Genomic DNA, 19,881 nt, shown 5'->3' with positions numbered 1-19,881 from the left:
TAATAATGCTGCTTTAAGTAGCACTACGTATGCGGCTTGGGGCGGGATTGTCCAGAAGGTGAGATTTCAATTTGCCTAAGCCATGGACATTTTCGAAAAGCGACGATTATCTGCTGCGCATGGCCCTCCGCGTCGACGTCGGGGGAGGCTAAGCAAATATCCGTTTGGGAGGAAAAACATGGATCGTCGTTCATTTATCCGCAAAGCAGGTGTGATGGGGGCAGGTGCCGCCGCCACGACACTTGCAGCGCCCGCTATTGCGCAGGGCAACATCACATGGCGCATGGTTACCACATGGCCCAAGAACTTCCCCGGTCTGGGTGTCGGCGCGCAGCGTCTGGCCGATCGGATCACCGCTGCCTCGGGTGGCGAGCTGACCATTCAGGTCTTCTCCGCCGGCGAGATGGTGCCGCCGTTGCAGTCGCTGGACGCCGTGATCGACGGCACCGCTGAGATGAGCCATGGCGCCGCCTACTACTGGCAGAACAAATCGCCCGCGCTGTCCTTCTTCACTGGCGTTCCCTACGGCATGACCACGCCGGAACTGACGGCATGGATGCGCTACATGGGCGGTCAGGAAATCTGGGACGAGATCTATGACCAGTTCGGCGTTCAGGGCTTCCTGTCGGGCAACACCGGCACGCAGACCGGCGGCTGGTTCCGCGATGAGCTGAAGAGCCTCGACGACGTCAAAGGCGTGCGCTTCCGGACCCCGGGCCTTGGTGGCCGCGTGTGGGAGAAACTGGGCGCGACCGTGACCAACATGGCCGCGGGCGAGATCTTCCAAGCGCTCCAGTCGGGCACGCTCGACGCTGCGGAATTCGTCGGCCCCTACAACGATCTGGCGCTCGGCTTCCATCAGGTGGCCAAGAACTACTACATGCCGTCCTTCGTGGAATCGGGTCTGGCGACCGAGCTTGTCGTCGACAAGAAGAAGTATCAGGAACTGCCCGAGAACCTGCAGGCGATCATCCGTGACGTCAGCCAAGCGGAGTACGACCAAGTCGCCGCGGACTTCTACGCGAACGATCCGCGCGCGCTGAAGACCCTGCAGGAAGAGCATGGCGTGACCGTGCGCAACTTCCCCGACGACATCATGGAAGCCGGCGCCAAGGCCTCGGTCGAAGTGGTCGAAGAACTGCGCAACAGCGACGACCCGTTGGTCAAGAAGACCGCCGAGAGCTTTGTCGAAGCACTGAACCTCGTCCGTACCCGGACCGAGAACATCGACAGCCCCTATGTGCAGGCGCGTCAGAAGTTCCTGAAGTACTGAGCTTCGCGCTGAATGTGATTGGAAAGGCCCGGTGGAAACGCCGGGCCTTTTTCATGGGCGAACCCCAAGAAATCTGTCCCGCCCGGTGGCACACCGGGCATCGCCCTCCCTCCCCCCGGAGGGCGATTTTGCGACGTAGCCCGCGCCGGATCGGTTCGCGAGATGGGCACCGGCGCAGCCCCTTTCACAGGTTCGATCGCCCACCAGGGAGGGTGAAGCCCTTACCGCTCAACCAAAAAGGCCCGGCATTGCTGCCGGGCCTTTGAACGTCGAGGGGGGCTATCTCACCCTGCGATCACCTTAGGCAACCAAGTCACGATCTGCGGGAAGGCAAAGAGGATCGCAATCGCCACCACCTGCAACATCACGAAGGGCAGGATCCCTTTGTAAATCGCGCTCGTCGGCAGATCCGCCGGGGCCACCCCGCGCAGATAGAACAGCGCAAAGCCGAAGGGCGGCGTCAGGAAGGATGTCTGCAAGTTCACCCCGACCAAGACACCCAGCCAGATCGGATCGATGTCCAGCATCAACAGCACCGGCGCGGTGATCGGGATCACGATAAAGATGATCTCAAAGGTATCGAGGATGAAGCCTAAGAAGAACATGATGATCATCACCACCGCCACCGCCGCCAAGGGGCCGCCGGGCAGGTTGCTGAGGAACTCATGCACCAGATTGTCGCCCCCCATCATGCGGAACACGATGGAAAAGACCGAAGCCCCTAACAGAATGACAAAGACCATGCTGGTGATCGTGGCCGTCGCGATCATCGTCTCCCGCAAGATGCGGAAGGACAGCCGCCAGCGCATGGCCGCAAGCACCATCGCCCCCACGGCACCGACAGAGGCGGCCTCGGTCGGGGTCGCGATGCCGCCGAGGATCGACCCCAGCACGGCGAGGATCAGCAAGAGGGGCGGCATCAGGGCGACAAAGAAATCCCGCACCAGTTGGCTTTTCTCATCCGCCGGAACCGGCGTCGCGGGGCAGGAGGCGGGCGCGGTCGCGGCCTTGAAGAGAACGTAGCTGAGATAAAGCGAGACCAGCAAAATCCCCGGCAGCAGCGCCCCGGCGAAAAGATCCCCGACCGAGACGGGCGTGGGGGCAAAGTTGCCCTTGGCCATCTGCACCTGAGAGTTAATGCCCGAAAGCATGTCGCCCATGAAGATCAACACGGTGGAGGGTGGAATGATCTGACCCAAGGTGCCGCTGGCGCAGATCACCCCGGTTGCAAGCTTGGGGTCATAGCCCGCCCGCAGCATGGCGGGCAGAGAGATCAGGCCCATGGTGACAACCGTGGCCCCCACGACGCCCGTGGATGCCGCGAGCATCGCGCCCACGAGCACCACCGAAATCCCCAGACCGCCGCGCATATTTCCGAAAAGCTTGCCCATGGTGAGCAAAAGCTGCTCGGCGATCTGGCTGCGTTCCAGCATCACCCCCATGAAGATAAAGAGCGGCACGGCGACCAAGACTTCGTTGGTCATAAAGCCAATGTAGCGGTTCGGGAGCGAGCCGAAGTTGGAGGGATCGAAAACGCCGAAGCCCATGCCCACGGCGCCAAACAGCAGCGACACGCCGGCAAGGGTGAAGGCCACCGGAAAGCCGAGCAGCAAAAAGCCGATCACGCCAAAAAACATGAGCGCGGCGAGCATCTCGCCAATGAAAATCGGATCCATCAAACGGCTCCCTGCGGATGGTCTGCGGGGATTTGGTCCCGGCTGTATTGCATGGATTTGGGCACCAGCTCAGCATTGCCGCTGAGCACGAGGATGGAGCGGATGATCCATGCAATCCCTTGAATTGCGAGTAGAAATGCGAAGCCGATGATGAAGGCTTTGAGAATATAAAGCCCCGGCATGCCGCCCACATTGGCCGACCCTTCCTGATAGCCCCAAGCGCGGATCACGAAGGGGATCGAATAGCTGTAGACGATCCAGCAGAAGGGCAGCAGAAAGACAATGACACCGATCAGGTCAATCAGCGCGCGGCGGGCCATGGTGGCGGGGCGGTAGAAGATGTCGACGCGCACATGGTCATCGCGCAGCAGCGCAAAACCGGCCACGGCCGTGAACATCGCGCCGTTGAGCCAGATATAAAGGTCTTGCATCCAAACGAAGCTGATCGCGAAGACATAGCGCTGCACGACCACGGTGAAACAGACCAACACGATGCCGAGTGCGAGCCATGAGAAGAGATTGCCGATGACCAAGTTCACCGCGCAGATCACCCTGGCAATTGCTGCTAAAAAACGCACCTTGTCCCCTCTCCCGTCAAGTTCGTTTGACCGTCAATCAAAGGGAGGGGACAAAATGTCAAGATTTAGATGGCGGGCGGCTCTTCCCGGCGGCATTTGTCGCCTTCCCGTGGCAGGAAGGCAACCGAAGGGCCGCGCCGCTCAATAGATACTGGTCTCGGGCGCGCTGCCCTTGCGGACCATGCCGCGGTACATGCCCTGCGAGTTAAACGGCATGGCGATATTGCCCGCCGCATCCACGGCGATGATCCCGCCTGAGCCGTCGTTGGGTGCCAGATCCTGCATCACCACATGTTCGGCGGCGGTGGCCAGATCCTCGCCCGCGTGGCGCATCCGCGCGGCGATCTCCCCGGCGGCGTTCCAGCGGATGAAAATCTCGCCATGGCCGGTGGCCGAGACCGCGCAGGTCGCGTTGTCGGCAAAGGTGCCCGCGCCGATCATCGGCGTGTCGCCAACCCGGCCCGGGGCCTTGGCGGTCATGCCCCCCGTTGAGGTGGCGGCGGCAATGTTGCCCGCCGCGTCGCGCGCCACGGCCCCCACGGTGCCATGCCGCCGCGCCGGATCGTCGGAGACCTCGCCCCGGGCGCGCATCTCGAGCGTCTCCTGCAAGGCATCCCAGCGTGACTGGGTGAAGAAATAGTCACGGTCGGCGAACTCGAGCCCCGCCTGCCGCGCGATCTCCAGCGCGTTGGGGCCGATGAGGGTGACATGCTCGGTCCGTTCCATGACGGCGCGCGCCAGTTTCACCGGGTTCTTCGGCCCGAAAACACCGGCGACCGAGCCCGCGCGCCGGTCGGCGCCGTCCATCACGGCGGCGTCCATCTCCTGCACTCCTTCGGAAGTATAGACCGCGCCGCGCCCTGCGTTGAACAGCGGCTCGTCCTCCAGCGCTGAGACCGCGGCCACCACCGCGTCCATCGCGCTGCCGCCGTCGCGCAGCAGCGCTTCGCCGGCTTCCAGCGCACGGGCGAGGGCGTCGTGATAGGCGGCCTCCTTCTCGGGCGTCATGCTTTCCTTGAGGATGGTTCCGGCACCACCGTGAATGGCAAGGGAATAGGTCATGTGTGTCCTTTCAATCCGGCCTGTTTGGCGCAATAGGCGGCGATCTCGGCATGGGTGGCGATCCAGCAATCGCCGCGGGATTTGATGTGGTCGATCAGCTCGTCGAGGATGAAGATGCGCGAGCGGTAGCCTGTCACATGCGGGTGCATGGTCAAGAGGAAGAGCCCGCCCTCGTCATAAGCGCCGTCGAACTCGCGCCGGAAAATGTCGAGCACGTCCGCGGGCGGCGTATAGGGCCGCTGCGCGCCGAAACGGTTCATCATGAAATAGACGGCGTCGTCGCGAATCCACTCCACCGGCAGTTCCACGATCCCGGTCGCTTCGCCTTTCTCCACGATCTCATAGGGGTCGTCGTCAGAGAACAGGGAGCTGTCGTAGAGAAGCCCCATCTCGCGGGCGATCGAGAGCGTGTGGGCACTGTAGTCCCAGGACGGCGTGCGCATGCCGACGGGGCGGGTGCCGGTGATCTTCTCCAGCGTGTCCGAGGCGCGCAGCATCAGATCGCGTTCAGCCTCCGGCGGGACCTGCGTATTGCGCTCGTGGATCCAGCCGTGAAGGCCGATCTCGTGGCCCTCCTCGGCAAGGCTGCGCTGCTCTTCGGGGTGCAGGAGGGCTGAGACGGCGGGCACGAAGAAGCTTGCCTTTACCCCATGCCGATCCAGTACCTTGCGGATGCGCGGAATGCCGCGCCGTGCGCCGTATTCGCCCCAGCCGAGACGGGCAATGCTTGTGCCGCCGTCGCGCAGCTCGTTGGTTTCGTGATCGCTGTCGAAACTCAGCGCCACGGCACAGCGCGCACCGCCCGGCCAGCATTTGGGCAGCAGGTTTTGGCCGGCGCGGACCTGTTCGACCAGCCCGCGCCAATGCGGCTCGTCCCATTCATGCGGCTCGCTCATGCGTGGCCTCCGTCGACGGAAAGGATTTGCCCCGTGATCCAACCGGCGCGGTCGGAGCAGAGGAAGGTGACCGCATCCGCGATGTCCTGCGCGCGGCCCAAGCGGCGCATGTGGATGCCGCCGATGATCTGCTTCTGCCGCTCGGGGCCGAAGGCGTCCCATTGCTTTTCTGTCGAGGGGTTCGACAGGACGAAGCCGGGGGCCACGGAATTCACGGTGATGCCCTGCGGCCCAAGCTCCAGCGCCAGCTGCTTGGTGAGACCCACAAGCGCGTGTTTCGCCGCCGCATAGGCTTGGATGCCGGTAAGGCTGGGCTTCAGCCCCGCGCCGGAGGAGATGGTGACGATCCGGCCCGATCCCGCGCTCTTCATCGCGGGCGCGAAACCTTGCGCACACCACATGGCGGCATCGACATTGGCTTGAAAGATCGCCTGCCAGTCGGCCTCGCCGATCTCCTCCAGCGGGCGTCCGACCTGACCGCGCACGCCGCCGGCGGAGGTCACCAGCCCGTCGATCCGTCCGTGCCGTTCGACGATCTCGGCGCAGAGCGCGAGGGTTGTTTCGCGGTTGCCCAGATCGCCGCTATGCAGCGTCACGCCCTCGGCCTCCAGCGGGGCGAGGCCCGCGGCGTCGATGTCCATCGCGGCCACGGTGGCCCCGGCGGCGCGCAGTTCGGACAGGATCGCGGCGCCGATGCCCTGTGCTGCGCCGGTCACGGCAAAGACCTTGCCGGTCAAATCGATCTTCATGCCGCCACCAACAGGTCGACGAGGTCGGCGGATTGTTCGCGCTTGCCGTCCTCGATGTCGTGGATAAGCTCGACCATGCGCGCCAGTGTCGGCACCGCGATGCCTGCCTCCCGGCCCAACTCGACCATGACACCGATCTGTGCGTCGACTTCGGTCTTACGCTTGCGCACCGCGAGGTCGCGCCAGATGCCCGAATGGGTCTTGGCGGTCTTGCGGTTGTGGGCGATCATCTTCTCCATCGCGGCGTCGATGGCGGCGGTGTCGTTCTCGCGGAAGGCTTCCGGGTCGAACCCGTTGAACCCGAGGGGGGACACGCCCTCATGCGCGGCCAGTGTCATCACCTCGTGGCCAAGCGCGCGGTAGGCGGCGCGGTGCTCGTCGCGCGCCATGGCGTCGGACATGCTGTCGGGGGTGAGGGCAGTACAAAAGAGCAGCGCACCGTAGCCCATCTTACCCCAGAGGTAGCCCCAGATGTTGTCGGTGGCGACGGCTTCGGGTTCGACCAGTTGCAAGAGGCGATGCACCTCAGCCACGCGGTCGCTCATGCGCCCGTCGAGTTCCCCCACAGCTACGGCGGCGCGGTTGCCGAAAAGGATGCGGCCCGGCTCCAACCAGTCGGCGCCGTAGTTGACGAAACAGCCGACCGTGTTCTCGGCCCCGATGCGCGCGGCGATGACCTTTTCGTTGAGCCCGTTCTGGGCCGAGACGACATAGCCGCCCGGCGCGAGATGGGGGGCAAGCATCTCCAAAGCGGCGGCGGTATGGTGCGCCTTCACGCAGAGGAAAATGCGGTCGTATTGGCCAGTCAGTTCGTCCGGCGTGCTGGCCGGGAGGATTTGGGTAAATGCTTCGACGGGGCCTTCAATGCGCAGCCCGCTGCTGCGCATTGCTTCGACATGCTCTTCCACGACATCGACCATATGCACGGCATGACCCGCGCGGGCGAAATAGGCGCCGAGGATGCCGCCGATGGCACCGGCGCCCCAGATCAGGATCGGGGTCTCGCTCATGCCCAGTCCCCCTCGAGCTGCGCGCGGGTCTCGCGCACGGCGATCTCCCACAGGCGGGCGGTGTCGGCGTCGGGTTTCTGGTAGACGCCGCCGTAGTTGCCGTCCCCGATGAGCGCGCGCACGCCGGCGGCGTTGCGGTCCCGCAGGCGGTCGAAATCGACGAAGGGTTTCTGCTCGTCCGGAAGCTCACGACCGGGCAGGCGGGTCCAGGGGAAGTTCTCCATCCAGGACGCGTGAGAGGCGACGGGGTCGATCTCCTGCACGCAGTTCCACGTTTCGGGCGCGCGCCACCAGTCATGGAAGCGACAGCGGGCGCCTTCGTTGGCCTCCATCCACTCCATCGTGACGGGCTGCACGGGGCTGTTGCCGCCATGGCCGTTGACGATCAGCACGCGGCGGAATCCGGTGGCGTAGAGACTGTCGAGAATGTCGCGCAGGAGTGCTGCATAGGTCGAAAGCTTCAGCGAGACCGAGCCGGGGAAGCCCATGAAATAGGGCGTCAGACCATAGGCCACGGCCGGAAACACCGGAACGCCCAGAGGTTCGGCGGCATCGGCGGCGACCTTCTCCGACAGGATCGAATCGACCGAGAGGCTGAGGTAGGCGTGCTGCTCGGTGCTGCCCAAGGGGAGGACGCAGCGGTCGTCGGTCTTGAGGTATTCTTCGATCTCGAACCAATTGCTTTCGGATATCTTCATTCTTCGGCGGCCTTTGCGGATTTGAGAGAGGCCCGGCATGTCTCAATGGCGGGCAGGATTTCTGAACGGATGGCGTGCACGTCCGGGGTGTGACGGTATTCAAAAGCGGTCTGCTCGGGGCGCAACGCGCCACGAAGGTAGTCGGCACCGGTGGCATAGATGACCACATCTGCCTCGCGCATGGCCGATGACAGGCCATTCTCGTCACGAACCTTCATGGTCAACTGCGTGACATGGGGGGCAAACCGCAGGATGCCCGCTTTCATGATCGTAACGAAGCCGGGAAAATAGGAGTAAGCGAGCGTCTTGGCGTCGGGCGGGATCGAGGCCAGCGCCACGCGGGTCGCTTCATTGGGGATGAGTGTCAGGCCCAGCACTTCGACATTCGGCAAGATTTCTCGCGTTTTGGACAGCAGGGTTTTGGGCGCGATAATCAGGTCGATGTCCTTGGGCGGATTGGGTGCGATCTCATCCAGAACGGCGGCGTCGATCTCATCGCCCTCGGGCAGATGCTGGCGCAGTTCATCGGCATAAGCGCGGGTCGCGTCGATGAAATTGCCGACCATCAGAATGCGCAGCGGGCGCGGGCTGGCGCTGCTGGCCATGGAAATGCGCACAGCCAGTTCCGACGCGCTGACGCCACAGGATTTCGCGAGGCTCAACAGTTCAGCGATCTGTTGATCAAGCTGACGAAAGCGCCCGTCGTGGGCGCGGCTACCACCGCCGCTGACGAATGTACCCGAGCCGACGCGCCCCTCGACCAACCCCGAGGATTGCAGCGCGGCGTAGACATTGCTGACCGTGACCGGGGAAATCTTCATCCGCGCGGCCAAAGCGCGGACCGAGGGCAGGCGCGCGTCGGAAGGCAACTCGCCCGACGCGATCCCGAATTCCAGCGCTCCGCGGAGCTGAACGGAAAGAGATACGGACGAGCTGCGATCCATCGCCTGTACGATTCGATCCATTGCCCGTTCAAATTTTGCCTGTTTGTCACTCATGTCTGTAACACTGCCTCAAAAGCCGTGGCGCGACAAGCTTATATATTGGGCTTATACGGCATGCGAAGGTTGCAATGTTACATATTTGTGTTGACCGTCACAATTATAGCTGTCTAGTGTAACTGCAAGATATAACACATGGAGGTTTTTGACCAATGAAGAAGCTTACCCTGAAATCCGCCGTCGCCGCATTGGCGCTGATCGCTGCCGCGCCAGCAGCGATGGCCGCCGATCTGGTGATCGGCCTGCGCGCCGGCCCGGATTCGATTGACCCGCATTGGTCGACCTTGGGCTCGCAGGCCGAAGCCCTGCGTCACGTCTTCGACACGCTGGTGGACGTTGACGAGAAGCTGCAGCTCAAGCCCGGCCTCGCCGTCAGCTGGGAGCCGATCGACGACACCACATGGGAATTCAAGATGCGCGAGGGCGTGAAGTTCCATGATGGCACCGACTTCACCGCCGAGGACGCGAAATTCTCGATCGAGCGTATCCCGCAGGTGACCGGCCCAATGCCGATGACCCTTTACACAAAATATGTCGACAGCGTCGAAGTGGTCGACGACTACACCCTGCGCGTGAAGACCAAGGGCATGGCGCCTTCGCTGCCGAACGACTTCACCCGTCTCTTCGTCGTGCCCTCTGAGACCGGCATGGAAGCGGGCAACGAGGAGTTCAACTCGGGCGAGAAGGCAATCGGCACTGGCCCCTACACCTTCGTGTCCTGGCAGCCGAAAGGCGATCTGGTGCTCGAGCGTTTCGATGACTACTGGGGCGGTCAGGCCGCGTGGGAGACTGTCACCCGCCGCGAGATCCCCGAGGACACTTCGCGCGTTGCGGCCCTGCGTTCGGGGGAGGTTGACCTAATCAACTACGTTCCCGCCTCCGACTACCTCGCGATGAAGAACGATGGCGACATCGAAACATTCGTCTCTGACTCGGTCTATATCCTGAACATCGCGCCGTCGGTGAAGGACGAAGAGCCGCAGCCGATCAAGGTCAACGGCGAAGAGGTCGAGGGCAATCCGCTGCAGGATCTGCGCGTGCGCAAGGCGCTGGACCTGGCGATCAACCGCGACGTGCTCGTGAACGTGGTGCTCGAAGGTCTGGGCACGCCCGCCAATCAGCTGATGCCCGAAGGTTTCTTTGGCTACAGCCCGGAACTGGGCGAGCGCGAATATGACATCGAGAAAGCCAAGGAGCTGCTGGCCGAGGCCGGCTACCCCGAGGGTTTTGAGATCGATTTCACCTGCACCAACAACCGCGTGCCCGGCGATGCCGTGGTCTGCGAGGCGCTGGCGCAGATGTGGTCGCGTCTGGGTCTGAAGGTGAACGCACAGGCGCTTAACGGCACGGTCTTCTTCCCCGCCGCCGCGCGTGAGGAATACACCATGACCATGTCCGCATGGGGCACGCTCACCGGCGAGGCCGCCTATACCTACGGCGCGCTGGTGCACACCAAGGACCCCGAGAAGGGCTTCGGCAACTTCAACCGCGCGGGCTATTCCAACCCCGAGTTCGACAAGGTCTTCGGCGAAGGCGCCCAGACCCTCGACCCGGAAGCGCGCAAGAAGCTCTATGAAGAGGCCTCCTTCATCGCGATGGAAGACCGCGCGCTGATCCCGACGGTGATCCTGCAGACTGTCTGGGCCGCCGATGCCGGGACGCTGAACATGACGCCCCGCGTCGATCAGGAAACCCGCGCCTATGCGATCACCCCGGTCGAATAAGCTGCGATAACATCCCGGGCGCCCGCTGCTTGCCGGCGGGCGCCTCCATTTTCTAAGTCTGATGGGCGAGGTCGAATGCTCAGCTATTTTGTAACCCGGTTGGCACAGGCAGTTGTCGTGGTCTTTGCCATGTCGGTGATCGTCTTTGTCGGCGTCTTTGCCATCGGCAATCCGATCGACGTGATGATCGATCCGGGCGCCACCGCCGAGATCCGCCAGAAGCTGATCGAGCAATACGGGCTCGATCAACCGCTGGTCGTGCAGTACTGGACCTTCCTTAAGAACGTGGCCCAGGGCGATCTGGGCACCTCGATGGTCTATAACATCCCGGTCGTCGACCTCGTTTTCTCGCGCTTTCCCGCCACGCTGGAACTGGTGCTGACCTCGGTGCTGATCGCCGTGGGCGTGGGCATTCCCGCCGGTCTCTGGGCCGGTTACCGTCCCGAGAGCCTCGGCGCGAAGATGATCATGGCGCTGTCGGTGCTGGGCTTCTCCGTGCCGACCTTCTGGATCGGTATGCTGCTGATCATGGGCTTTGCGGTCGAGCTTGGCTGGCTGCCCTCGGGCGGGCGCGGGGACGAGGCGACCTTCCTTGGCATCACCTCCTCGCTCTTCACCCCTGACGGCTGGAGCCATGTCATCATGCCCGCGATCAACCTGTCGCTGTTCAAGATGGGCCTGATGATCCGCCTGACCCGCGCCGGCATGGTCGAGGCCATGGGCACCGATTACGTCAAATTCGCCCGCGCGCAGGGTCTGCCGGACCGGCAGATCGTCTTCCGCCACATCCTGCGCAATATTTCGATCCCGATCGTCACGGTGCTGGGGCTTGAGCTCGGCTCGACGCTGGCCTTCGCGGTGGTGACCGAAAGCGTGTTCAACTGGCCCGGTGTCGGCAAGCTGATCATCGACTCGATCCTGCAACTCGACCGGCCGGTGATGGTCTCTTACCTCATCATGGTCGTGATCCTCTTTGTCCTCATCAACCTCGTGGTTGATCTGGTCTACGCCCGACTGGACCCGCGGGTCCGCCTGAAAGGAGGCGCATGATGCCCGAGATCGTCGCTGAAAACACCATGGCCGTGCCCTCGGCCCCGCCGGTGGAGACGCGCGCCGAGCGGCTGCGCAACTTCTGGTCGGATTTTCGCGAATCCTGGGTCGCCGTGGGCGCGCTCATCGTGATCGGGGTGCTGCTGTTCCTCTCCTTCGGTGCGCCGCTGGTCTCGCCGCAGGATCCCTATGACATGGCCGCGCTCGACTGGCTCGACGCCTTCCTGCGCCCCGGCACCGAAGGTTCGGGCGGCTATGTCCATCTGCTGGGCACCGACAACGCGGGCCGCGACATGCTCTCGGCCATTTTCTACGGGCTGCGCACCAGCTTCGTGATCGGTCTGTCGGCGGGGGCGCTGGCGCTTCTGGTCGGCATCGCCGTTGGCCTCACCGCGGCCTATTTCGGCGGCCGGATCGAGGCGCTGTTGATGCGGATCGTCGATCTGCAACTCTCGATGCCCGCGATCCTCTTGGCACTGGTGCTGGTGGCGATGCTGGGGCAGGGGGTGGCGCAGATCATCCTCGCGCTGGTCGTCGCGCAATATGCCTATTTCGCCCGGACCACTCATGGCGCGGCCAAGGTCGAACGCGGCAAGGACTATATCGAGGCCGCGCGCTCGACACCGCTGCCGACGCATCGCGTTCTGTTCAAGCACCTGCTGCCCAACGTCCTGCCGCCGCTGATCGTGGTTGCCACGGTGCAGGTAGCAAGCGCCATCGCGTTGGAGGCGACGCTGTCCTTCCTCGGCGTAGGCCTGCCGCTGACCGAACCTTCGCTGGGGTCGCTGATCTCCAACGGGTTCAAATACATCCATTCGGACCGCTACTGGCTGTCGATCTATCCCGGGTTGGCGCTGATGGTGACCGTTGTTGCAATCAACCTCGTGGGCGATCAGGTCCGCAAGGTGCTCGACCCGAGGAACAGCCGATGAGCGCCGCACTGGAGGTCAGGGGTCTGACCACGCAATTCAGCACCCGCAAGGGGGCCGTCACCGCCGTCAATGACGTGAGTTTTTCGGTCCAGCCGGGGCGTATCCTCGGGCTCGTGGGGGAAAGCGGCTCGGGCAAGAGCGTCACCGGGTTTTCGATCATGGGGCTTATCGACGAACCCGGTCGGATCACCGCCGGGCAGGTCATGGTGCAGGGCACCGACATGCGCAGCCTCAGCGCCGAGGGCCGACGCCAGATGCGGGGCCGCAACGTCTCGATGGTGTTTCAGGACCCGATGATGACCCTCAACCCGGTGCTGCGGGTGGGCGACCAGATGGCCATGGCCGTGCGCGTGCACGACAAGGTCAGCAAGGCCGCCGCATGGGACCGCGCCCGCGAGGCGCTTGAGATCGTCGGCATCCCGGCCCCCGCCGAGCGTCTGCAGGCCTATCCGCACCAGCTTTCGGGCGGGATGCGCCAGCGCGTGGCGATTGCCACGGCCCTGCTGCACCGGCCTGCCGTGATCCTCGCCGATGAGCCGACCACCGCGCTCGACGTCTCGATCCAAGGCCAGATCCTCGCCGAGGTGCGGCGGCTGGCGGATGAGACCGGCACCGCCATCGTCTGGGTTACCCATGACCTCGCCGTTGTCTCCTCGCTCGCCGACGACATCGCCGTGATGTACGCGGGCCGGATCGTCGAGAGCGGCACGGCGGAGGAGGTCATCGCCCACCCGCGTCACCCCTATACGCGCGGGTTGATCGACTCGGTCCCCGGCCTGCACGAACCGGGCCGCGACCTGCCGCAGATCCCGGGCTCGACCCCGCAGCTGGCGAACCTGCCCTCAGGCTGCCCGTTCCGGCCCCGTTGCCCGCGCGCGACCGAGGTCTGCGCGACGCTCCCACCCAATACTGGAACCGAGGCACATTCCGTCCTGTGCCACCATCCGATCGAGGCCACATGACCGATCCCATTCTGAAAATCGACGGCGTCTCCAAGCGGTTCACCCGCAAGCCTGGGCTGGTCGTGCGGGGGCTGGACCGCCTGTCGGGGCGCGACTCCACCCAGACCGTTCACGCGGTCAACGACGTCACCTTAAGCGTTCCGCGCGGCGAGGTGCTGGGCATCGTTGGCGAAAGCGGCTGCGGCAAGTCCACGCTGGGGCGCGTCGTGTCGGGCATCTACGCGCCGAGCGCGGGCAGCGTCACGCTCGAAGGCAAGCCGGTGGCGCGCGAGTTGCGCGGCAATGTCGACAAGCTCACGACCCGCGTGCAGATGATCCACCAAGACCCTTTCGCGAGCCTCAACCCCCGCATGAAGGTGGGCGAAATAATCGCAGAAGGCCCGCGCATCCACGGGCTGATCCCGGCGCGTGAGGTGCAGGAACGGGTGCGCAGCCTGCTGGAGCAGGTCGGCCTGGAGGGCGCCTATGCCAACCGCCTGCCGCACCAGTTCTCCGGCGGGCAGCGCCAGCGCGTCGCCATCGCCCGCGCGCTCGCCATGCAGCCCGAGCTTCTGGTGCTGGACGAGGCCGTGGCCTCGCTCGACGTCTCCATCCAGGCGCAGGTGTTGAACCTCTTCATGAAGCTGCGGCGCGAGCTCGACCTCACGGCGCTGTTCATCAGCCATGACCTGTCGGTCGTGCGTCACGTTTGCGACCGGGTGGCGATCATGTACCTCGGCCGCGTGGTCGAGACCGCGCCGGCGGATGAACTCTACGCCAAGCCGCTGCATCCTTATACCGAGGCGCTCTTTGCCTCCGTGCCGACCCTCGGCACCGGGCGCGCCAACTTCCACCCGATCAAAGGCGAGATCCCCTCGCCGATCAACCCGCCGAAAGGCTGCGCCTTCCACCCGCGCTGCCCGCTTGCGGGTCCGCGTTGCAAGGTGGAGGTGCCGCGCCTCGTGAACCCGAAAGACAACCGCAGCGTCGCCTGCCACCTGCATGACGGGGGCACCGGCGCCGAAACAGGAGCCGCCGCATGAGCCTGACCTTGACCGACCGCGTGGGGCGGCTGAACGACGTGCTCGTCTCGGTAAATCTGCTCAATTGGGACGCGCGGGTCATGATGCCCAAGGGCGGGGCCGAGACGCGCGGCCACCAGATCGCCACGCTGATGGGTATCGCGCGTGAAATGATCCTCGACCCCGAGATGGGCAAGGCCGCCGAAGCCGTGCTCAAGAGCGACGCGCCCGAGATCGAGCGCCGCGCCGCGCAATCGGTGCAGGAGGCGCGCACCCATCACGCCCGCATCCCCGCAGCCTTGCTGCGCCGACAGGCCGAGCAATCGATCACCGCCGGCGCCGCCTGGACCGAGGCCCGCCGCACTGGCGACTTCGCCCTGTTCCAGCCGCATCTGCAAAGCATCGTCGATCTAGCACGCGAGAAGGCCGAGGCGCTTGGCCATGACGGTCACCCCTACGATCCGATGGCCGATGTGTTCGAGCCGGGCGCCACCGCGGTGCAGCTCACCCGGTTCTTCGACCAGCTCCGCGACGGCATCCGCCCGATCCTCGACGCGGCCCTCGCCCGGCCCGCGCCGCGCAGCGATTTCCTGTTCCGCGACTATCCCGTCGCCGGCCAGCAGGCCTTCTGCGCCTATATCGCCGAGGCCCTGGGCTATGACATGGACCGCGGGCGACTCGATACGGCGGTGCATCCTTTCGAGATCTCCATGACCCGCAACGACGTGCGGATCACCTCGCGCTGGAACCCGAACTACCTGCCAATGTCGATCTTCGGCACGATCCACGAGGCGGGCCATGCGCTCTACGAGATGGGCGCCGATCCGGCGCTCACGCGCGGGGCGCATGAGACCGACATGATCGGGCTCTATGCCGTGGCGGGCACCAGTTTCGGGATGCACGAAAGCCAGTCGCGCCTGCTGGAAAACCACATCGGCCGGTCGCCCGCCTTCTGGGCAGTGCATTACGGGCGCCTGCGCGATACCTTCCCCGAACAGTTGGGCGACGTGAGCGAAGCCGAATTCGTCGCCGCCATCAACCGCGTCTCCCCCGGCCTCACCCGGGTCGAGGCGGACGAGCTGACCTATGATCTGCACGTCATGTTGCGCGTGAAGATCGAGATGGCGCTGATGGACGGCTCGCTGAAGGTCGCCGACGTCCCCGAGGCGTGGAACGCGGCGATGCGCGAGGATCTGGGGTTGGAGGTGCCGGACAACGGCGCGGGCTGTCTGCAGGACGTGCATTGGTCGCACGGCTACATCGGCTCCTTCCCGACTTATACCGTGGGCAATTCCACCGCCGCGCAGATCATGGCGCATCTGGATGCCACGAAGCCAGAAGTGCGCGCGGGCGTGACGGCAGGTGACTATGCGCCGCTTCACGCGGCGTTGGGCGATCTTGTCTGGCAACACGGCCGGTCGCGCAGCCGGGCCGAGATCCTCGCCGGAATCGGGGCAGGGGCCTACGACCCGACGGCCTATCTGGCCTATCTGGAAGCCAAGTTCGGCAGGTGATGAGGGGGGCAGTTTGCCCCCCTTCGAACCTTAGCCCGCTACCCGGTGCAACATCTGGCGGCCCGGGGTCAGGCCCTGCACCTTTTCCACGATCGAGCGCGCGTCGATGCCGAAATGCCGGTAGAGGTCGGCGATGGTGCCGGTCTGGCCAAAATGCTCGACCCCGAGCGGCACCGTCTGATGGCCCACGACCGCGCCCAGCCAGGACAGCGTCGCCGGATGGCCGTCGATCACCGTCACCAGCTTGCAGTCGCGCGGCAATTGGCCGAGCAGCGTTTCGATATGGCTCTGCGCCGCGTGATTGCCGCGCGCCCGGGCGCGCTGTGCCGCGGTCCAGCCGGCGTTCAGACGGTCGGCGGAGGTCACCGCCAGCACGCCTACGTCGCGGCGGCCCTCGGCGATGCTGCCCGCGGCCTTGATCGCCTCGGGCGCCACGGCGCCTTGGTAGGCGATCACCACGTCGCAGTTCGGCCCGGGCTTGCGCAGCCAATAGGCCCCGTCGATGGCGCCTTGGCGGAAGTCCTCGTCGACCCGTTTGCCGGGCTGTTCGATGGGGTTTGTGGTGAGCCGCAGATAGACCGAGCCGCCGGTCTCATCGCGCAGCCATGTGCGCTCGTCCGGGTCGCCCTCGCCATCGCGTTGCAGGTAGTCGAAGGCCCACTGCATGATGACCGCAAGCTCATCGGCGAAGGCGGGCTCGAAGCTCGCTAGCCCGTCCTGGCTCATGCCGATGAGCGGCGTGCCGATGGATTGATGCGCCCCGCCCTCGGGCGCCAGCGTCACGCCCGAGGGGGTGCCCACGATCATGAAGCGCGCATCCTGATAGCAGGCGTAGTTCAGCGCGTCCAAACCGCGGGCAACGAAGGGGTCATAGACCGTGCCGATGGGAATGACCCACTTGCCGAAGAGCGAATGCGACAGGCCCGCGGCGCCCAGAAGTAGGAAGAGGTTCATCTCGGCGATGCCCAACTCGATATGCTGGCCCTCGGGCGTGAACTCCCACTTCGCTGTGGAGGGGATCTTTTCGTTGATGAAAGTGTCGGCCTGTTCCTTGCGGGCAAAGAGCTTGCGGCGGTTCACCCATGGCCCGAGGTTCGTGGTGCCGGTCACGTCCGGTGACATGGTGACGATGCGCTGCGCCAGATCGCTGTCGCCCTTGGACAGATCGTCGAGGATCTTGCCGAAGGCCATCTGCGTGGAGATTTCCCGGTCGCTCGACAGTTCGATCTGCGGCACGGGCAGCGTCATGTCATTGTAGCGGCGACGGCCCTTCGCGAAGAAAGGCACCCGGTCGAGCGCCGCTTGCAGCGTTTGCGGGTCTTCAACGGTGGCGAAAGGCTCCCATTCCTCCCCCTCGGCCACGCCCATGTGTTTCTGCCAGTCGGCCATCTGGCTTTTGGTCATCAGACCGCCGTGGTTGTCCTTGTGCCCCGCAATCGGTGTGCCCCACCCCTTGATGGTATAGGCGAGGAAACAGACCGGGCGGTCGTGGTCGATAGCGGCGAAAGTTTCGGCCATCGTCTCTACACAGTTGCCGCCGAGGTTCTCCATCAGTTCGGCCAGTTCGTCGTCGCTGCGTGCGTCGATCAGCGCCGTGACATCGCCCTGATCGCCAAGCGCTTCCATCAACCGCTCGCGCCAGACCGCGCCGCCCTGATAGGTCAGCGCCGAGTAGAGTTGGTTCGGGCAATTGTCGATCCAGTCGCGCAGCTTGTCGCCGCCCGGCTCCTCGAAGGCGGCGCGCTGCAAAGCGCCGTATTTTACCTTCACCACGTCCCAGCCGAAGGCGTCGAAAATCTGCTCGATGCGTTTGAACAGCCCCTCGCGCACCACCCCGTCGAGCGACTGGCGGTTGTAGTCGATGATCCACCATGTATTGCGCAGGTCGTTCTTCCAGCCCTCCTGCAGGGCCTCGTAGATGTTGCCCTCGTCCAACTCGGCGTCGCCGACCAAGGCCACCATGCGGCCGAGGTCCACATCCGCGCCCCATTCTTTCGCGGTGATGTAGTCCTGCACCAGCGAGGCGAATGAAGTCACCGCCACGCCAAGCCCGACCGAGCCGGTGGAGAAATCCACGTCGTCCACGTCCTTGGTGCGGCTGGGGTAGCTCTGCACTCCTTGGAACCCGCGGAAATTCTCCATCTTCTCGCGGGTCTGGTTGCCCATGAGGTATTGCATCGCGTGGAAGATCGGCGAGGCATGGGGTTTGACTGCCACCCGGTCCTCGGGCCGCAGGGCGCTGAAATAGAGCGCTGTCATGATCGACACCATCGAGGCCGAAGACGCCTGATGCCCGCCCACCTTGATGCCGTCCACCTTGGGCCGAATGTGGTTCGCGTTGTGGATCATCCAGTGCGACAGCCACAGCAGACGTTGTTCGATGGTCTTGAGCTGGGCAGGGGCGAGAGCGGTCATGGCAGGTCTTTCATCTTGAGGATCGCTCGGGCGGTGCCCTCCTCGACACCGCCCGCGACTGGTCCGGTTCGTGCCGGATCAGGCCGCTTGCATGTTATGCGCCCCAAGCGCGGCGTAAAGGTCATCAATGATGTCTTCCGCCGATTCCAGCCCGACCGAAAGCCGCACCAACCCCTCGGCGATACCATGTTCAGCGCGTTCCTCGGGGGAATAGGTGGAATGGGTCATGCTGGCGGGATGCTGGATCAGGCTCTCCGCATCGCCAAGGCTCACCGCGCGCTGGATCAGGTTCAGCCGGTTCATAAAGGCGATGCCGCCGGCCTTGCCGCCCTTGACCTCGAAGGGGATCATGCCGCCAAAGTTGCCCATCTGCCGCCGCGCAAGCTCGGCCTGAGGGAAGCTTGCCAGTCCCGGGTAGGCGACATGCAGCACCGCCGGGTGCTGCTCCAGCGCCTCGGCGACCTTGGCGGCGGTGGCACAGTGACGTTCCATGCGCACTTCCAGCGTCTTGATCCCGCGCAAAAGCAGCATGGCGGTGAGCGGCGACATCACCGCGCCGGTCATGTCCTTCAGACCCACGAGCCGCACCTGCATCATGTCCTCGGCATTGCCCACCACGAGGCCCGCGACCACGTCGCCATGGCCAGAAAGGAACTTCGTCGCCGAATGCAGCACGATGTCGGCGCCATGTTCGATGGGCCGGGTGATGACCGGCGTGGCATAGGTGTTGTCGACCACCACCTTGGCGCCCGCGCGATGCGCGATGTCGGAGATGGCGGCGATATCCACCAGACGGTTGTTCGGGTTCGCGGGGGTTTCGAAATAGACCACCTTGGTCTGGTCGCTGATCACCTCGGCGAGGTTTGCAGGCTCGGTCATGTCGACCAGCGTCACCTTGACGCCAAAGCGCGGCAACCCGTGGGTCATGAAAGCAAAGGTGCAGCCGTAGAGCGTCTTGTCGATGATGATCTCGTCGCCCGCCTGCAGGAAGGACCAGAGCGTCGAGGTGATTGCCCCCATGCCCGAAGCAGTGGCGAGGCCAGCCTCGGCGCCTTCGAGGTTGGCGATACGCTTTTCCAGATGGTCCAACGTGGGGTTGCTGATGCGGGTGTAGAAATGCCCTGCACGCTCGCCCGCGAACATGTCGCCGCCGGCTTCGGCAGTCTCGAAGGTGAAGGTCGAGCTCATGTAGATCGGCGGGTTCAGCGCGCCCTGTTCGTCCTGCGCGTCATAGCCGTGGTGAATGGCGCGGGTGGCAAAGGATTTCTGGTTCTCGGTCATGGCTGGCCCCTGTCTGAATTTGAGGGCATGATCCGATGGCGCAAGGGGCATTTGATTGC

17 protein-coding genes are annotated in these 19,881 nt (G+C 64.4%); 7 read left to right on the top strand and 10 right to left on the bottom strand.

From position 1 onward, the window contains the following. Window positions 1-178 precede the first annotated feature (178 nt). Window positions 179-1,273 (top strand): TRAP transporter substrate-binding protein, encoded by a 1,095-nt coding sequence (locus HKX24_RS13000; RefSeq protein WP_271690295.1) that lies wholly within the window; start codon window positions 179-181, stop codon window positions 1,271-1,273. A gap of 284 nt (window positions 1,274-1,557) precedes the next feature. On the opposite strand, the gene HKX24_RS12995 is transcribed toward HKX24_RS13000, so the two are convergent. The 8 genes from HKX24_RS12995 to HKX24_RS12960 form a co-directional block, all read right to left on the bottom strand. After that, on the bottom strand, window positions 1,558-2,949 hold the full coding sequence (locus tag HKX24_RS12995; protein ID WP_209219229.1) for a TRAP transporter large permease subunit: 1,392 nt from the start codon (window positions 2,947-2,949) through the stop codon (window positions 1,558-1,560). Further along, window positions 2,949-3,527, bottom strand: a complete 579-nt coding sequence (locus HKX24_RS12990) for a TRAP transporter small permease subunit (protein WP_271693953.1) — start codon at window positions 3,525-3,527, stop codon at window positions 2,949-2,951. The genes HKX24_RS12995 and HKX24_RS12990 overlap by 1 nt, the downstream gene beginning before the upstream one ends. A 141-nt stretch (window positions 3,528-3,668) precedes the next feature. Beyond that, on the bottom strand, window positions 3,669-4,589 hold the full coding sequence (locus HKX24_RS12985; protein WP_271693955.1) for an isoaspartyl peptidase/L-asparaginase: 921 nt from the start codon (window positions 4,587-4,589) through the stop codon (window positions 3,669-3,671). Further along, window positions 4,586-5,485, bottom strand: coding sequence for a polysaccharide deacetylase (locus tag HKX24_RS12980; RefSeq protein ID WP_271693956.1), 900 nt, complete (start codon window positions 5,483-5,485; stop codon window positions 4,586-4,588). The genes HKX24_RS12985 and HKX24_RS12980 overlap by 4 nt, the downstream gene beginning before the upstream one ends. Further along, window positions 5,482-6,234, bottom strand: a complete 753-nt coding sequence (locus tag HKX24_RS12975) for an SDR family oxidoreductase (RefSeq protein ID WP_271693957.1) — start codon at window positions 6,232-6,234, stop codon at window positions 5,482-5,484. The genes HKX24_RS12980 and HKX24_RS12975 overlap by 4 nt, the downstream gene beginning before the upstream one ends. Continuing rightward, complete coding sequence (locus HKX24_RS12970; protein ID WP_271693960.1) at window positions 6,231-7,244, bottom strand: 2-dehydropantoate 2-reductase; 1,014 nt, start codon at window positions 7,242-7,244, stop codon at window positions 6,231-6,233. Before HKX24_RS12970 ends, HKX24_RS12975 begins: the two co-directional genes overlap by 4 nt. Further along, window positions 7,241-7,942 (bottom strand): creatininase family protein, encoded by a 702-nt coding sequence (locus HKX24_RS12965; protein WP_271693961.1) that lies wholly within the window; start codon window positions 7,940-7,942, stop codon window positions 7,241-7,243. Before HKX24_RS12965 ends, HKX24_RS12970 begins: the two co-directional genes overlap by 4 nt. Next, the gene (locus tag HKX24_RS12960) at window positions 7,939-8,907 is read right to left on the bottom strand and encodes a GntR family transcriptional regulator (RefSeq protein ID WP_271693963.1); all 969 of its coding nucleotides are present in this window, start codon (window positions 8,905-8,907) and stop codon (window positions 7,939-7,941) included. The genes HKX24_RS12965 and HKX24_RS12960 overlap by 4 nt, the downstream gene beginning before the upstream one ends. Before the next feature lie 188 nt (window positions 8,908-9,095). Between HKX24_RS12960 and HKX24_RS12955 the strand changes: the two genes are divergently transcribed. From HKX24_RS12955 to HKX24_RS12930, 6 genes are all read left to right on the top strand, one after another. Further along, window positions 9,096-10,667, top strand: coding sequence for an ABC transporter substrate-binding protein (locus tag HKX24_RS12955; RefSeq protein WP_271693964.1), 1,572 nt, complete (start codon window positions 9,096-9,098; stop codon window positions 10,665-10,667). Window positions 10,668-10,742: 75 nt separating this feature from the next. Further along, window positions 10,743-11,717: an ABC transporter permease gene (locus HKX24_RS12950; RefSeq protein WP_209219238.1), complete on the top strand. Its 975-nt coding sequence runs from the start codon at window positions 10,743-10,745 to the stop codon at window positions 11,715-11,717. Then, window positions 11,717-12,649, top strand: a complete 933-nt coding sequence (locus HKX24_RS12945) for an ABC transporter permease (protein ID WP_276154054.1) — start codon at window positions 11,717-11,719, stop codon at window positions 12,647-12,649. Before HKX24_RS12950 ends, HKX24_RS12945 begins: the two co-directional genes overlap by 1 nt. Next, window positions 12,646-13,611, top strand: a complete 966-nt coding sequence (locus tag HKX24_RS12940) for an ABC transporter ATP-binding protein (RefSeq protein ID WP_271693965.1) — start codon at window positions 12,646-12,648, stop codon at window positions 13,609-13,611. The genes HKX24_RS12945 and HKX24_RS12940 overlap by 4 nt, the downstream gene beginning before the upstream one ends. Further along, on the top strand, window positions 13,608-14,633 hold the full coding sequence (locus HKX24_RS12935; RefSeq protein WP_271693966.1) for an oligopeptide/dipeptide ABC transporter ATP-binding protein: 1,026 nt from the start codon (window positions 13,608-13,610) through the stop codon (window positions 14,631-14,633). Before HKX24_RS12940 ends, HKX24_RS12935 begins: the two co-directional genes overlap by 4 nt. Beyond that, window positions 14,630-16,126 (top strand): carboxypeptidase M32, encoded by a 1,497-nt coding sequence (locus HKX24_RS12930; RefSeq protein ID WP_276154055.1) that lies wholly within the window; start codon window positions 14,630-14,632, stop codon window positions 16,124-16,126. Before HKX24_RS12935 ends, HKX24_RS12930 begins: the two co-directional genes overlap by 4 nt. A gap of 30 nt (window positions 16,127-16,156) precedes the next feature. Here HKX24_RS12930 and HKX24_RS12925 read toward each other — a convergent pair whose 3' ends face one another. Together HKX24_RS12925 and HKX24_RS12920 are read right to left on the bottom strand one after the other, a co-directional pair. After that, window positions 16,157-18,541, bottom strand: coding sequence for a 1-deoxy-D-xylulose-5-phosphate synthase N-terminal domain-containing protein (locus HKX24_RS12925; RefSeq protein WP_271693969.1), 2,385 nt, complete (start codon window positions 18,539-18,541; stop codon window positions 16,157-16,159). A 78-nt stretch (window positions 18,542-18,619) separates the two neighbouring features. Next, the gene (locus tag HKX24_RS12920; protein ID WP_271693970.1) at window positions 18,620-19,822 is read right to left on the bottom strand and encodes a methionine gamma-lyase; all 1,203 of its coding nucleotides are present in this window, start codon (window positions 19,820-19,822) and stop codon (window positions 18,620-18,622) included. Window positions 19,823-19,881: the final 59 nt, after the last annotated feature.

The sequence above is a fragment of the Sulfitobacter sp. M85 genome (assembly GCF_029285915.1).
Taxonomy (GTDB): Bacteria; Pseudomonadota; Alphaproteobacteria; order Rhodobacterales; family Rhodobacteraceae; genus Sulfitobacter; species Sulfitobacter faviae.
The sequence above is the reverse complement of the archived record's forward strand: the minus strand, read 5'-3'. Positions and strand labels throughout refer to the sequence as shown.

Bases quoted from the DNA above. Each gene is read 5' to 3' on its own strand.
- HKX24_RS13000 (WP_271690295.1), top strand. From the start codon at position 179: ATGGATCGTCGTTCATTTATCCGCAAAGCAGGTGTGATGGGGGCAGGT.
- HKX24_RS12995 (WP_209219229.1), bottom strand. From the start codon at position 2,949: ATGGATCCGATTTTCATTGGCGAGATGCTCGCCGCGCTCATGTTTTTT.
- HKX24_RS12985 (WP_271693955.1), bottom strand. From the start codon at position 4,589: ATGACCTATTCCCTTGCCATTCACGGTGGTGCCGGAACCATCCTCAAG.
- HKX24_RS12980 (WP_271693956.1), bottom strand. From the start codon at position 5,485: ATGAGCGAGCCGCATGAATGGGACGAGCCGCATTGGCGCGGGCTGGTC.
- HKX24_RS12975 (WP_271693957.1), bottom strand. From the start codon at position 6,234: ATGAAGATCGATTTGACCGGCAAGGTCTTTGCCGTGACCGGCGCAGCA.
- HKX24_RS12970 (WP_271693960.1), bottom strand. From the start codon at position 7,244: ATGAGCGAGACCCCGATCCTGATCTGGGGCGCCGGTGCCATCGGCGGC.
- HKX24_RS12965 (WP_271693961.1), bottom strand. From the start codon at position 7,942: ATGAAGATATCCGAAAGCAATTGGTTCGAGATCGAAGAATACCTCAAG.
- HKX24_RS12960 (WP_271693963.1), bottom strand. From the start codon at position 8,907: ATGGATCGAATCGTACAGGCGATGGATCGCAGCTCGTCCGTATCTCTT.
- HKX24_RS12955 (WP_271693964.1), top strand. From the start codon at position 9,096: ATGAAGAAGCTTACCCTGAAATCCGCCGTCGCCGCATTGGCGCTGATC.
- HKX24_RS12950 (WP_209219238.1), top strand. From the start codon at position 10,743: ATGCTCAGCTATTTTGTAACCCGGTTGGCACAGGCAGTTGTCGTGGTC.
- HKX24_RS12945 (WP_276154054.1), top strand. From the start codon at position 11,717: ATGCCCGAGATCGTCGCTGAAAACACCATGGCCGTGCCCTCGGCCCCG.
- HKX24_RS12940 (WP_271693965.1), top strand. From the start codon at position 12,646: ATGAGCGCCGCACTGGAGGTCAGGGGTCTGACCACGCAATTCAGCACC.
- HKX24_RS12935 (WP_271693966.1), top strand. From the start codon at position 13,608: ATGACCGATCCCATTCTGAAAATCGACGGCGTCTCCAAGCGGTTCACC.
- HKX24_RS12930 (WP_276154055.1), top strand. From the start codon at position 14,630: ATGAGCCTGACCTTGACCGACCGCGTGGGGCGGCTGAACGACGTGCTC.
- HKX24_RS12925 (WP_271693969.1), bottom strand. From the start codon at position 18,541: ATGACCGCTCTCGCCCCTGCCCAGCTCAAGACCATCGAACAACGTCTG.
- HKX24_RS12920 (WP_271693970.1), bottom strand. From the start codon at position 19,822: ATGACCGAGAACCAGAAATCCTTTGCCACCCGCGCCATTCACCACGGC.